At 63.3% G+C, this 14543-nt stretch carries 5 protein-coding genes; all 5 read right to left on the bottom strand.

Annotated elements, in window-relative coordinates:
* Positions 1 to 91: 91 nt before the first annotated feature.
* A complete protein-coding gene (pheT, locus tag KA354_15210; GenBank protein ID MBP7935990.1) occupies positions 92 to 2509 on the bottom strand; it encodes a phenylalanine--tRNA ligase subunit beta in 2418 nt (805 codons plus the stop codon).
* 47 nt (positions 2510 to 2556) lie between these two features.
* The gene (gene pheS, locus KA354_15205) at positions 2557 to 3627 is read right to left on the bottom strand and encodes a phenylalanine--tRNA ligase subunit alpha (GenBank protein MBP7935989.1); all 1071 of its coding nucleotides are present in this window, start codon (positions 3625 to 3627) and stop codon (positions 2557 to 2559) included.
* 66 nt (positions 3628 to 3693) lie between these two features.
* Entirely contained in the window at positions 3694 to 5805 is a 2112-nt protein-coding gene (locus KA354_15200) for a hypothetical protein (protein ID MBP7935988.1), read from the bottom strand.
* Positions 5806 to 5972: 167 nt separating this feature from the next.
* Entirely contained in the window at positions 5973 to 7649 is a 1677-nt protein-coding gene (locus KA354_15195; GenBank protein ID MBP7935987.1) for a hypothetical protein, read from the bottom strand.
* Positions 7650 to 7933: 284 nt separating this feature from the next.
* Positions 7934 to 14101 carry a choice-of-anchor D domain-containing protein gene (locus KA354_15190; protein ID MBP7935986.1) on the bottom strand — a complete coding sequence of 2056 codons (6168 nt, stop codon included), beginning with the start codon at positions 14099 to 14101 and terminating at the stop codon, positions 7934 to 7936.
* Between the last annotated feature and the right edge of the window lie 442 nt (positions 14102 to 14543).

The raw sequence follows: 14543 nt of genomic DNA, 5'->3' as shown, positions 1-14543 counted from the left end.
CAATGACCACGAAGAGGCGTCTCCACACCCAGTGGCCTCCTCCCCCGAGGCGCGATCCCTGCCGCCGGACTCGGACACAGCCCGCCTGCGATCACGTTCGCAGCGCCAAGCCGTTCTTGTCGATGAAGGCGAGGAAGTCCGCGCGGAAACCCTGGATGTCCTCCTCGGTCAGCGTTCGCCCGGCGTCGCCGATCGTCGCCCGGAAAGTGAAGCTCCGCTTGCCCGCCGGAACCGAGCCGCCTTCGTAGCTGTCCACGAACGCGAACCGCCGCAACAGGGCGTGGCTGTAACCGGCCAGCGCCTTCTCCAACTCGGCGTAACGGTAGCCGCTGGCCGCCAACAGCGAGAAGTCCAGATCGATCTGCGGGTGAACCGGCACCGGCACCAGCTTGCGGTGCAGCGGCCGCAGGCTCAGCACGGCCGACAGATCGACCTCGGCCAACGCGATCGACCACGCCGCCAGATGCTCGTCGATCCGCCGCTTCGTCGCCGCCGGCAGTACCGTGATCCGCCCCAACGCCTTGCCGTCGAACTCGACCGCCGCGGTCTTGGCCTCGTGCTCCCACGGGTAGCTCGGCGCAGCGGTGACAAACCGGAGCGGATACTTCAGCGTCTGATACAGCCAGGTGGTCAGATCGGTCTTGAGCCGCCGAAGCAGTTCGTCCTCGTGCGTGCTCTTCCGCCCGGGCCCAACCAGGGCCAGAGCCATGTGCCGCCGCTCGCGCTCGGCGTCGCCCGCCTTGCCTTCCGCGGCCTGGGCCGAGAACACGCTGCCGACCTCCACCAGGTCGAACTTCTCGAAGTGATGGCGGTTGAGATCGACCGCGGCCAGCACGCCCGGGATCAGCGTGGTCCGCAGCCGCTCGGTTCCGGCCGCCGCCGGGTTGCGGAGCGTGATGCACGCGCCCGGCTCAAAACCAATCTGCTTGAGCCAGTCGGCCGTGAACCAGACGTGGCGGTGAATCTCCGCATAACTCATCCCGCCGCACAGCAGCGAAAGCGTCTGCCGTTCGAATCGAGCCTGGTCGGTCGGCTCCGCGTAACGAACCGTGATCGTCGGCAGCACCGGCTCGATCGAACCGTACCCGATGAAGCGGGCCACCTCCTCGATGACATCCGCCTCAATGCCGATGTCCTTGGTCGCTCGAAAGCTCGGCACGGTGACGTCCAGCACCTTGCCTTCACTTTTCACTCCAAACTCGAGCGGCTTGAGAATCCGAGAGATCTCGTCCGCCGACACCGGCCGGCCGACGTACATACTCACGAACTCGGGGTCGACGCGCACCATGGTGGTCTTCGGAGGCCTGGGGAAGCAATCGGAGAGCCGGCTGGTGAACCTCATGGCCGGCAGTTCAGGCTTGGCCAGATACACGAACCGCTGAATGCCCAGCACGGTCGTCGCCGGATCCAGGGACTTCTCGAACCGGGCGCTCGCGTCCGTGCGATGACCCAGCGCGGTCGCACACCGCCGGATGACCGCCGGGTCGAAGTTCGCACTCTCCAACAGCAGCGACTCGGTCTTGGCCGTCACCTCGGTATCAGCCCCACCCATGATCCCGGCCAGGGCTACCGAGCGGCGGTTGGACTGAATCATCAATGCACCCTCGGGCATGGTCCGAACCGTGCCGTCGAGCGTGGTGAATGGCTCACCCGTCTTGGCCGTCGCAACCTCGATGCGTTCAATCGTGGAACAGTCGAACGCGTGCATCGGCTGACCCAGCTCGGCCATGATGTAGTTGGTCAGGTCAACCAGAATGTCGATCGGCCGCATGCCCACGTGGGCTAGCCGAACCTGCATCCACAGCGGCGCCGGCTGCGCCCGAACCCCCGTGAACCGCAACGCACTGTAACGCGGACAGCGGGCCGGGTCGTCGATGACAATCGGGACCGCCGGCTGCGACTTGTCGTCCACTTCATCCAGCGGCGCAACCGGGTAGCTCTTCAGCGGTCTGCCGTGAATCGCCGCCAGCTCCCGGGCGACACCGTAGTGACCCCACAGGTCCGGCCGATTGGTGATCGACTTGTTGTCAATCTCCATGACCCAGTCGCCGAAAAGAGCCATGTCGATCTTCTCGCCGGCTTGGGTGGCCGGGGGAAGCCAGAGGGCACGCTGGCCGACCGTCGGCAGGCTCAGGGCATCACCGGGCACGATCATGCCGGCGCTGCTGCGCCCGCCGACCTTGCGCTCGCCGATCACCCCCACACCCGGAAGCACCGCCCCCGGCGGGGCGAAGACCACCCGGTCGCCAACCTTCAATCCCTGTGCCAGGGTCACCGTATCGAGCTGAGCCGAACCGGTGTTCACCTTGACCGCAAGCTGGCCAGCACTGCCCGCAATCACTTCGAGCCCCACAACCTCCACCGCAATCAGCCCCGAGGCGCCGCAGCGGATCTGCTCGACACCCTCCACCTCCGCCGAAGTCACCGTGAAGTGCTCGGCAAGCACCCGTGCATCCAGGTCAGGGGGCAAATCGACGAAGTCACGAATCCAGTTGAATGAGACGAACACGGAAGATTCCTTTTGTGTTAGCTGTCAGCTGTCAGTGCGGTCGGCGGCTAGTTCTTCTCGATAATGGCCGGGCCGTTGCGCTGCTCCGGCCGGATGATCGCCCGCAGGTCACCACTGTTGAGGCCGCGGATATCCTGCACGCCGTATCGCATCATCGCCAGACGAGTCAACCCCATCCCGAAGGCAAAACCAGTGTATTCGTGCGGGTCAATCCCGCCGAAACGCAGCACGTTCGGATGAACCATCCCGCACGGCAGAATCTCGACCCAGCCGCTCCGCTTGCACGTCGCGCAGCCCGAGCCGCCGCAAATCTCGCAACTCATGTCCAGCTCGAAGCCGGGCTCCACAAAGGGGAAAAAGCCCGGACGAAGCCGTACCTTGATGTCACGCTTGAAGACCTCAACCAGAATCAGCTTCATCACCCCAATTAGATTGGCGATCGAAATCCGGCGATCAATCATCAGCCCTTCAAGCTGGTGAAAGGTATTGCCGTGCGAGGCATCCTCCGTCTCGTAACGGAACACACGCCCCGGGGCAATCACCCGCAACGGTGGACCCAGCTTCTCCATCGCCCGCACCTGACAGGGCGACGTGTGCGTCCGCAGCAGCCACCCGTTCGTCAGCCAGAACGTGTCCTGCATGTCACGCGCCGGGTGCATCGCCGGTATGTTCAGGGCCTCAAAGTTGTAGTAGTCGGTCTCCATCTCCGGGCCGGCCACCACCACAAAGCCCAGACGGGCCATGATGTCCTCAACCTCCCACTGCACCGCCGTCACCGGATGCACGCTCCCACGCGGCACAACCGGAGCCGGTAGTGTCGGGTCGTAGGCCTGGGCCCCAACCGCCGCTCGCTTGTCGGCGGCCTGCTCAATCGCCCCCCGGGCGGAGGCAAACCGCTCCGTAATCGCCTTCTTGGCCAGGTTGATGTCCTTCCCAGCCGCCCCGCGATGCTCCGCGGGCAGCTTGCCAATCGAGGCCAACAGCTTGCCCAGAGTACCCTGCTTACCCATCAGCCGACTCTCCGCCTGGCGAAGCTCATCCACCGTCTTGGCAGCGGCGATGAGCTCCTCGGCCTCGGCCAATGCCTGTTTGAGTTCTGCCGTAAGTTCTTCAAGCATAGGAATCAGTGTCCTTTTCGGGAGACGATACCTTATGGATCAGCACCCCCGATTTCAAGCCGGGCCCTACCGGCTCGGCCAAGCATACCGGGGGATCCGGGCGAGCCGTTCACGCGAGAAGACCTCCCCCCGAGTCATCGTCTCCACCAGCTGCCAGCGGCCCCGATCAGCCGGGTCAGGCCAGCGGGCCGCCTCCTGCAACGCCCGAGCTTCCTCGATCAGCGTCGGATCGAGCTGCTCCAGCCGCTCCTTCCAGTTCGACAGCAGATTGACCACCCCTCTCGATCGGTAGTAGTCCAGCGGGACCTCGTGCTCCATGTGCCCGATACGCGAGCCGGGATAAGCCTTCAGCCGAGCAATGTACGCGTCCGTCAGGCCGTGCCAGTCGACCACACTGACCTTCGAACCCGCTTGGCAGGACACAATCCCGATCGCGCCCAGGGCCATGGTCAGCGGCCCGTACTTGTCCGCATAGCGCCGCGCACTCTGGCCGACTCGAGCCCACTCCAGAACATTGGAGTTACGCTGATAACGCGGTTCGCGAAAACGGCTTTCAGTCCACTCATTCGTGTACCAGGAATACTCGTCCACAATGTCCGTGCCCCTGGCCAACTCGCCTATCCGCGGCGTGAAATCACACAGCGAGCCGATCGTCCCCACCAGCAACGCAACCCCCCCCAGCACCGGCGCAAAAACCACCCTTCGCTCAGCCATCAGACAGCCAATGATGAAGCTGCTGCCCACCCAGACCCACGCCAGCATGACCGTGGTCGGTCCCGACAGATTGAGCGACCCCATCCCGGCAATGAGCCAGAAAACCTGGATCGTGGCCAGCCCGATGAATACCCCCGAGGCCCGACGCGACGCATCCCACCGGGCCAGCAGACGGTGCCCCGCGAACCCCAGAGCTAGCAACACCACCATGAGCACGACCACAAGCCATGCCCGGGCCTGGGTCTCGTCACGAAAGTAGTTCCAGCCCCTCAGGAAACCCTCAACCACTTCGATTCGACCCATTTTCAACGGGCAAACAACCAGCAACACGATCGCCGCAATCCATGAACACGATCGGGCCACACGATGAACGGGCAGAAGCCTGCCCAGCAGCATCCCGCCGAACACAATGCTGCCCACGAGCACCGGCCCGAGCGTACGACCACGCATGAAGTCGCCACCCTCCCGAACCACGCAGGCCAATTGCAGCCAAAGCCCCAACGCCAAACAGGCAACAACCGCCCCTCCAAATCTCCGGCGAGCAACCAGATGCACCGCCCAGAACGCCGCCGCCAGCAGGCAGAGCGCGGCCAGCACCGCCTGGCCCGGCTCGTGCCACGCATAATCACGCAAGTACAGAATCCCCTTTAGCTTCGCAACCGACGCGGGAAGCCCGAGCTTGGCATAGGCGGTGTTCGGCAGCGGCGTGCCGTAGTACACCGTGGCAAACCCGTACCAGGCCACGGCCGGAAGGCAGGCCGCAGCCGAGGCTAGCCACAGCCGCCACCGCCGAGCCTTCACCAGCTGAACCAACGCCCACACCACAATCGGTCCCGACAACGCCACCTGGTCCGGCCGATTCGTAACCAGAACGACGCACAACAAAACCACAACCGGCAGCGAAAAAGGCCGCCCAGGATCCCCGCCGGACTCGGACGGCTTGACCCCCAACCCCTCACCCAAGGGAGCCGCCGGGGAGAATCCCGACCCCCAGGCACGCTCACCCTCCCGCACCCCCGCCAGTAAACCCCCAACCAGCAACGCCACTACAGCATGGGTCAGCGACGATTCCAGACCCGAGGTCTGATACTCAACAAAGGTGTGCGAACTGAGCAGCACGGCCATGACCGCGGACAATTGGACCGCCCGCCCGGCCTCACACCGCATGTGCCAAGCCAACCCCAAAACCAGCACCGCGGTACACACCAGCCCGGCCACAACCGCCACCGCGTAGACATCGAAGAACATCCCACCCACCAGCAGGATCACAAACCACAGCGGGTGACTGAACCCCTGAACACGCTCTCCAACATTGAACACCGGACCGTGACCGGCCAGACAGTGGTGAACATGCCGAAAGGTAATGAACGCATCGTCGGCCACCCAGGCCCGCCAAAAAACCATGCCCACCGCCCCAAGCGTGAGCATGACCACAAGCCCGCGATAACCACGACCATCCGCCATGTACCTGAATCCATCCCACGGCCGGAGACCCCGCCTCCCCTGGGGCCGCCATCCGTAGGTTACTGTCCCCCAGCCCCGAGCGCCAACAACGCCAGGAGCCGGGACACTCCTTCACGGAGGTCCCGGCCCCTGAAATCGAACCCGTGTCTCCGAACCCGGCGCCCCGACTAAACCTGGACAACGTCCGCCTTAGACGCATCCGTCGGGCCGAGCTCATACGGTACCCGCTTGCCTTCCATGCCCGCCTTGGCCAGCACCGCATAAACGATGAAGCCGACCACCAGGGAGGCCACTCCCGTCGGGAACCAGCCCGGCACCGGCGGATTCTCGCCGAAGAGGAAGTTGTTGTTCGAAATGCCAACCAGGAAGCCGATCAACCACGCAGCATACCCAGGAATACTCACCCCCTCACGCGGGCCAACCCAGCGACGACCGCTCAGCAGGTAATCAGCGATCATCGCCCCAATCACCGGGCCAAACGACGCCCCGATCAGACCAAAGAACCCAGCCAGATTGCCCGCCACGCCCAACGCCGCCAGGACAATGCCAATCGTCGCCCCCGCCATCGTAATCGCCACCCGAGCCTTCGGCTTGGCCAGCATCGTCGATAGACTGTTGCCAATGATGAAAGAACAGAAGCACGCCGAGGCAACCGAGCCAAGTGCAAACAGAATCGGCATGACCTGCCCACCCAGCGTCTTGCTCAGCACCCCCAGCGAACCGCCAAACGTGTAGTTCGTCAACTGGCCATACTGGACCTCGCCACCGGCAATCCCCGCATTCAGCGCACCCTGGGCACCCGCCACGGTCACCATGGCCAGCCCGCCAGCAAAGACAATCGCCAGGGCAATCCCGGTCAGACCACCCTTCTGAACGTCATCCCCATGACGGTTCGCGCTGCAGAAATCAGCACCACACGCCCCCGCGGTGGCCGTGAAACCCACCACCAGCTGGATCATCAACAGAAAACCCGCAAGCTTCAGCCCATCAATGATCGCCTGGCCTTTGTCATCAATCTTGGCGGCCGCAAGAACTACCGGGTCGACCGTGGCCTTGGTCATATCGCCGGCCACCTTCTCGCCTGCCGCCTTGACCTCGGCCTCACTCTTGCCCTCGGCCGCGGCCTGGACTTTCGCCACGTCAACCGCCGCGTTGATCACCGACTGGGCGGCCACACTGTTCCGCGCCACCTGCTCGCGATCAAAGCTGCCCAAATGCTTCGAGGCCATGCCCGCCGCAATGATCAGCAGCACGATCGGCACAATCGGAAAATACGTCGCCAGCCGGGCTACCATGCCAATACCCATCCCCCCCAGGAAGGCAAACAGGTAACCCCAGATCACCGCCATCACCACGAAAACCAGGCTGAACGCATTCTGGCCACCCGGCGGCGGCGGACCAAATAGCGTATTGTCGTGCGGGTCGGTCATGTTGAAGCCAGCCAACACCAGCTTGGTCGCGTAGTAGGTCGCGACGCTGTACCAACCGATCTGCAACAGACCCATGAAAATGCCCGGCAGGAAGTAACCGCCCTTGGTGCCAAACGTGCTCGTCCCCACAATGTACAGCGGGTATCCCGTCTTCATGCCCAGCATGCCCGGCACAAGATAGAAGAGAAAGTGACAGATCAGGCCGGCTGCAATCAGCCCCAGGATGGCCGTCCCCAGGCCTCCCATGGCCAGCGCACCAGGCCCCGCCTGGGTGCCCGCTAACTGATCATAAAACGCAAACCAGAGGAAAATCCCCGCAAACGTCTGGGCCGTGTTCTTGTACCACGGAGCCCGGTTGGCAAGCGGGTTCGGCTTCGCCGACGCCAGATAAGCAGGTAGGCTTTCGTTGGCCATCGTGTTCTCCTTCCAATGATGAATGGTGCCATCCCGGGGCCGGCCGATGCTCATGGCCAACCCCTTCCTCGCTCTGCCCCACGGAAGCCGCGCCCGCTCCCGCCAAGGCCTGCGACACGTGCCACAGATGAAGTGGTATCATAACCCCCGTTCGGCGGTTTGCCAGAGGGAAACCGGCCAACGCGACAATCCGCCTGTGTGTTTTGCCCCCGTTCTCTGAGCCTGGTGAAACCGACTCTAGCACCTCCCGGTGCCGGTTGCTCGTCATGCAGCCTGCCGGACGCTCACCGCCGACGGCCTTTCGCACGCCCAAGGAGTATTCCTGCGGACAGCAGGCACAAGGCAAGGCAGCACGGTTCAGGCACAACTTCGCCGGAAAGATGGATCAGAATGTCCGGCTGGAAACCGCTGAAGCCGGAGGCGTTCTCGCTCCGAGGCGTCAGGGTGATGGTGCCGGTCATCTGTCCCAGGTTGGCTGTGTTGAGGGCCACGCTCAGGTCCGCAATCGAACTGCCTGCCGTGAGCCCGGAGAAATCCTCGAACCCGCTCAGCGCAAACCCCGATGCGGTCAGCACATAGGAGCCCGCCAGATCGTCCGCTGGCCCATGCACGTCGTTGAGCAGGCTCAGCATGGTGGTTGGGTCCGCAGCATTCTGCATGACTGTTCCAAGGTCCAGCGAGTAGTCGGTAACACTGTTCATGATGAAGTTGCCGTCGCCAGAAATCATGCTGAACAGGGCATCGGCGTAGCTGTTGACTTGAGCCTGCACATTGACGCTCTGTATACCGAGGTCGGTTCGTCCCAGGCTGTTCACGCCGGTGCCATCGGACTGGAGGCTGATCGGCACCCTCCCGCTGACGATCCGGTTCGTGAGCGTATTCACCGCGATCGCCATGGATATCGAATCGACGGCCTGGGCCGTCAACAGCGAGATGGACCCGCCGTTCGTGGTAATGCCGCTATCAGGAGTCCCGAAGCTCGCGTTGAGGTTCTCGGAGAAGCCGCCGCCCGCAGCACCATTAGTGATCGAAAGTGCCGTTGAGACAGTGTCGCCGACATGGATAATGCCAAAGTCGATCGGCTGGATGTTGTTCACCACCGGAGCGGCGAGGTTGTAAACCTTGGCGGTGAACGCCGCGTTCTGTGAACCGAGGTCCGTATCGGCCAACCCGGCTGCGGCGGCCAGCGAGCCGAGCTTGATACTCACCGTACCACTCTTGGCGCCCGCAGTGGCCGTGCTGATCTGGGCGGTGAGGCTTCCGCCGCTGTTGCCCCCGGGTGCGACCGTCGCCGTACCGCTCGCGGCGATGATGTCGGGCGAGAAACTGGCGATCTGTGCCTTGATCGATTCAGAGTAGCCGTCATTGACGGCGGTGTTACCCACAACCGCACTGCCGACGGCCAAGCCGCCGACATGGAACTCGCCGAGATCGACCGGCGTGGCAACTGATGGGACCCCAAGGCGGTACACCGTCGCATTGACTTTGACTTCTCCCTGCCCCAGCGACAAGGGGCTCAGGCCGGGAATGGAGACACCGCCCACCGTGGCGTTGGACATGAGATCCATCGTGACCTTGCCGGTCTTGCTGCCGGCGGTTGCCGTGCCGATCGACACGGAAACCTCCGTATTGGTCGCCCCGGCGAGCACATCGACCGCTGACGGGCTGCCTGCCCCCAGCACTGCATCCGGGTTGGCCATGATGTTCTGAGCTCGCAAGTCTTCGCTGTAGGGGCCGGCCGGCGCGGCATTCGAGATACTGATGGCTTGCCCTGGAACAACGTCACCCACGTGGAAGTTGCCCAGGTTAATGGCACTGGGCGCAATCCTGGCAACCGCGGGATTGTAGGCAGCGCCGGTGATGGTGAGGGTCTGGTCGGCCACGTTGTCGAAGTTGTTGACGATGGCAACCTGCTGGCCGGTCAGAGCGCCGGCGGAGGTGCTCGCAAAGGTCACGTCAAAGCTGCCGCTGGCCGAGTTGTTGCCAAGGACGCCGTAGTTCTGGGCGGTCACGCCGCTGCCAGTGAGACGGGAGTCGGTGATGTTGCCGCCGTTGCCGGCAGTGTTGTCAGTCTGGAGGGCACCACGCAGGACAGGACCTGCTGCCCCGACATTGTTCACCGCGTAGCTCTTGGTCGCACTGTCGCCCACCCGAATGTTGCCGAAGTCCATACTCGGCCCAGCGCCGGTTCCGCCGGAGACATCGCCGTTGAGTGCCTGGGCTACCGCCGGATCGGCCAGGATCAGTCCCGTGCCGGTCACATTGGCCCGGCCGTTGAAGCTGTTGCCCGTGCCAAAGCCGGCGTTGGTGTAGTCCTTCCGGACGAGGACATTGTTGGCACCCAGGTTGAGGTTCACGCCGTTGTGGGTGAGGAAGTCGGCGTCGGAATCGCCGCCCGCGCCGGACAGGTCGAGTGACGCCCCGGGGTCGATCTGAATCGTACCCGACTGTCCGTCGATCAGGCCGTGCATGGTCAGCGTGCCGCCGGCGGCTCGGACGAGGCCGGAGTTGAAAATGGTGTCCTCGATCGTACCGTGGCCGGCAACCTCGCCGGTAGCGCTGTTGGTGATGTTCCCGCCGCTGTTGAGCACGGCATCGGCCAAATCGGTGCCTCCTAGCCTGACTAGGCCATTGTTGGTCAGGGCGTTGGCCATACTGAACGTGTGGCCATCGTGGACCTTCAATGTGCCGTTGTTGGTGGCCAGCGAGCTTTGCAGGTTCGTGCCGCCAAAGGTCATGGTGGCGGTCGCGCCCGAGAGTTCAACGGTGGTGTTGGCGGCGATCGTGGAGATGCCCGGCCCGTTGAGGGCGACGCTGGCAGCATTACCGGTGGAGACGGAACGATAGGTGCCGCCGGTAAGCGTTCCGGCGATGTTGTTGGTCACGACACCTCCGTTGATGGTCTGGATGGTGGAGCCGTCGAGTGCCTGCATGATGCCGTTGTTGGTAAAGGCACCGCCGGCGCTGCCGGTGAGCTGCATGATGCCGCTGTCGCTGGCCTCAAGAACAGCATTGTTGGTAACGCCGGTGGAGGTGATGGAGGGATCCAAGACCAGCACAGCGCCGTTGACGTTGGCGTCGATGAGACCTTCGTTGACCAGGGCGATGGTGTTCGCGCCGAGGTTGCCCTGGCCTTGGATCGTGTGGCCGGCGGCGTTGGTGAGCGTGCCGGTGCCGACGACCCGGGCGTTCGCGCCGCTGAGAGTGACGCTTCCGCTCCCGGCCAACGTCGCGGCGGTATCGACGTTCAGGTTCGTCGTACTAACACCAGCATTGATGGTCATGGTGCCGTTGTTGGTAATCGTGCCCGCAATGTGAGTCGTGCTGTTGTTGTTGCCGATGAAGGTGCCGGCGTTGGTCAGATCTCGGAGATACGCGGCCTCGTTCGTGGCATTCCGGATGACGCCTCCGTCGGCAGTCGTCAGAATACCACCGTCGATGGCCGTACCGTTGTAGAGCTGGACCTCCGAGCCGGCGCCCGTGGCCAAGATGGTTCCGCCGTCGTTGTGGAATCCGCCGCCGGCGCTGCCGGTGAACTGCAGCAACCCGCCGTTCGACGCCCGCATCGTGCTGGTATTGGTCACACCGGTGGGAACGGTGGAGGGATCCACGACCAGGCCGGCGCCGGTGACATTGGCGTCGATGAGACCTTCGTTGACCAGGGCGACGGTGTTCACGCCGAGGTTGCCTTGGCCCTGGATCGTGTGGCCGGCGGTGTTGGTGAGCATGCCGGTGCCCGCAACTCGGGCGTTCACGCCGCTGAGAGTGACGCTTCCGCTTCCGGTCAGCGTCGCGGCGGTATCAACGTTCAGACTCGTCGTACTGGCGCCGGCGTTGATGGTCATGGTGCCGTTGTTGGTGATCGTGCCCGCAATGTGAGTCGTGCTGTTGTTGTTGCCGATGAAGGTGCCGGCGTTGGTCAGATCTCTGAGATACGCGGCCTCGTTCGTGGCGTTCCGGATGACGCCGCCATCGGCCGTACTCAGGGTGCCGCCGTCGATGGTCGCACTACTGAAGAGCTGAACCTCGGAGCCAGCGCCCGTGGCCAAGATGGTTCCGCCGTCGTTGTGGAATCCGCCGCCGGCGCTGCCGGTGAACTGCAGCAACCCGCCGTTCGACGCCCGCATCGTGCTGGCGTTGGTCACACCGGTAGGGACGTTGGCGGGATCCACGACCAGGCCTGCGCCGGTAACATTGGCGTCGATGAGACCTTCGTTGACCAAGGCGATGGTGTTCACGCCGAGGTTGCCTTGGCCCTGGATCGTGTGGCCGGCGGTGTTGGTGAGCATGCCGGTGCCGACGACCCGGGCGTTCGCGCCGCTGAGAGTGACGCTTCCGCTCCCGGCCAACGTCGCGGCGGTATCGACGTTCAGGTTCGTCGTACTAACACCAGCATTGACGGTCATGGTGCCGTTGTTGGTAATCGTGCCCGCAATGTGAGTCGTGCTGTTGTTGTTGCCGATGAAGGTGCCGGCGTTGGTCAGATCTCTGAGATACGCGGCCTCGTCCGTGTCGTTCCGGATGACACCTCCGTCGGCAGTCGCCAGGGTGCCGCCGTCGATGGCCGCACTGTTGTAGAGCTGGACCTCCGAGCCGGCGCCCGTGGCCAGGATGGTTCCGCCGTCGTTGTGGAATCCGCCGCCGCCACTGCCGGTGAGCTGCAGAATCCCGCCGTTTGACGCCCGCATCGTACCGACATTGATCAGGCCAGTCGCGACGTTGGCGGGGTCAACCCAAAGAGCTTTCCCACTGATGTTCGCATCGACAAGTCCGTTGTTGATCATGCTAACGGTGTTGGTGCCGAGCTGGCCTTGGCCCTGGATGATGTGGCCGGTGTCGTTGGTGAGAGTGCCTGAGCCAATGACACGGGCATTGCTTTGGGTATTCAGGCTGCTCAATGTCAGCACGCCGCTGCCGGTGAGAAGGGTGTCTCCGTCAACAGCCAGACCGGTAGTAGAGCTGCTGGCAGCCAGAGTCATCGAGCCGTTGTTGGTGATCGTACCCGCGATGTGAGTCGTACTGTTGTTGTCGGCGATGAGGGTACCGGCGATGGTCAGATTGCTGAGGAAAGCGGACTGGTTTGTGGCGTTGCGGATGACGCCGCCCTCGGCGGTCGTCAGGGTGCCGCCGTCGATGGCCGCACTGCTGAAGAGCTGAACCTCAGAGTCGGCACCCGTGGCCAGGATGTTGCCGCCGTCGTTGTGGAAGCCGCCGCCGCCGCTGCCGGTGAGCTGCAGAAGCCCGCCGTTGGACGCACGTAGCGTCCCGCCATTAATCATGGCGGTGGGCGTGTTGGCGGGATCGATCACGAGTGCTTTCCCGGTAACGTTCGCATCCACGAGTCCGTTGTTGATGATGCCGATGACGTTGGCGCCGAGTTGGCCTTGACCCTGGATGACGTGATTGACGTCGTTGGTGAGGATTCCTGAGCCGACAACGCGGGCGTTGTTGTTGGCATCCACGCTACTCAATACCAGCGTTCCGTTGCCGGTCAACAGAGTGTCTCCGTCCACGGCCAGATCGGTTTGAGAGACGCTGGCAGCCAGAGTCATCGAGCCGTTGTTGGTCATCGTGCCCGCGATGTGAGTCGTGCTGTTGTTGTTGCCGATGAAGGTGCCGGCGTTGGTCAGATTGCTGAGGAAAGCGGACTGGTTTGTGGCGTTGCGGATGACGCCGCCCTCGGCCGTACTCAGGGTGCCGCCGTCGATGGCCGCACTGCTGAAGAGCTGGACCTCGGAGCCAGCGCCCGTGGCCAGGATGCTGCCGCCGGTGTTGTGGAAGCCGCCGCCGCCACTGCCGGTGAGCTGCAGAAGACCGCCGTTGGACGCCCGCAGCGTGCCGCTGTTGGTGAGAGCCGCGCCCGTATTGGCGGGGTCGAGGACCAGCGCGTTGCCTGCTGAGTCGGCGTCGATCACACCAGCGTTGATCAGGGAGACGACGTTCAGTCCAATGCTGCCGAAGCCGGAAATGATGTGGCCGACCTGTTGCGTCATGGTCCCGGAACCACTGATTTGCGCGTTTGCGCCGTTCAACACGATCTTACCCGCGCCACCAATCGCGCCGCCATGAAAGACCAGCCTGGTGGCACTTCCGCCTGCGTTGACCGCGAGCGTACCGTCGTTCAATAGGCTGCCGTCGAAGGTGAGGAAGGAGCCGTTGAGGAGCGACAGAGAATCATCGCCACCAATGGTCAAACCGTTGATCGTGCGGTCAGCGTTGAGCTGTACGCTGAACGCTCCGCCCTGGTCGATGAAGACGTTGAAGCTGTTGTTGGTCGGCTGCCCGTTGTCCCAATTGTTGACGCTCGTCCAGTTGATGCCGTCGCCGCCACCGGTGAAGTGAGTATCCACCGCCAGCGCCGGCAGGGCGAGCAGCATCAAAGCGATGCCGGCCCGTGCCCCAAAACCGCCGAAACGATGCATGGATACAATCAGAGTGTCGAAGGAGCGCATTTCATTTCCCCTGTCCTTGTTGTCCGAGCTGGACCCTACACGAGCGCTTGGCCGGTGAGAAACGCCTCCACCGCGAATCTGGCCCGACGCCGACTAAGCACCTCGACCCACTCCACTACCGAACTGCCGAGCGGTCTGCGCAACTGCTATTGTACCGTGCTGACGGTTGTTCGTACTACCGATTTCTATGCACTTTTTACCGCATCCCGTGAGCGGTTGGGCCGTATTTGAGAATACCTCCTAGAGAAGGCTGTCCGATTCCATTCTATGGAACCGTATTTCAGAACCACCGAATATCACCGAGTTGCCTGCAGTTGAAGGCAAGAATGCTTGAATCAAGGACTTAGGCTACACCCTGTTCTGGACAGCAGCCCCCTCTGCTCCAGATCCAGCCCTGGGGAAACAAGAAGAGGTGCATCGGCCTCAGCCACGCCACCTGGTC

This window comes from Phycisphaerae bacterium (assembly GCA_018003015.1).
Classification (GTDB): Bacteria; Planctomycetota; Phycisphaerae; order UBA1845; family PWPN01; genus JAGNEZ01.
Note: the sequence above shows the minus strand (reverse complement) of the source record. Positions and strands in the feature narration are given on the sequence as shown.

Bases quoted from the DNA above. Each gene is read 5' to 3' on its own strand.
- KA354_15195 (MBP7935987.1), bottom strand. From the start codon at position 7,649: ATGGCCAACGAAAGCCTACCTGCTTATCTGGCGTCGGCGAAGCCGAAC.
- KA354_15200 (MBP7935988.1), bottom strand. From the start codon at position 5,805: ATGGCGGATGGTCGTGGTTATCGCGGGCTTGTGGTCATGCTCACGCTT.
- KA354_15190 (MBP7935986.1), bottom strand. From the start codon at position 14,101: ATGCGCTCCTTCGACACTCTGATTGTATCCATGCATCGTTTCGGCGGT.
- pheS (MBP7935989.1), bottom strand. From the start codon at position 3,627: ATGCTTGAAGAACTTACGGCAGAACTCAAACAGGCATTGGCCGAGGCC.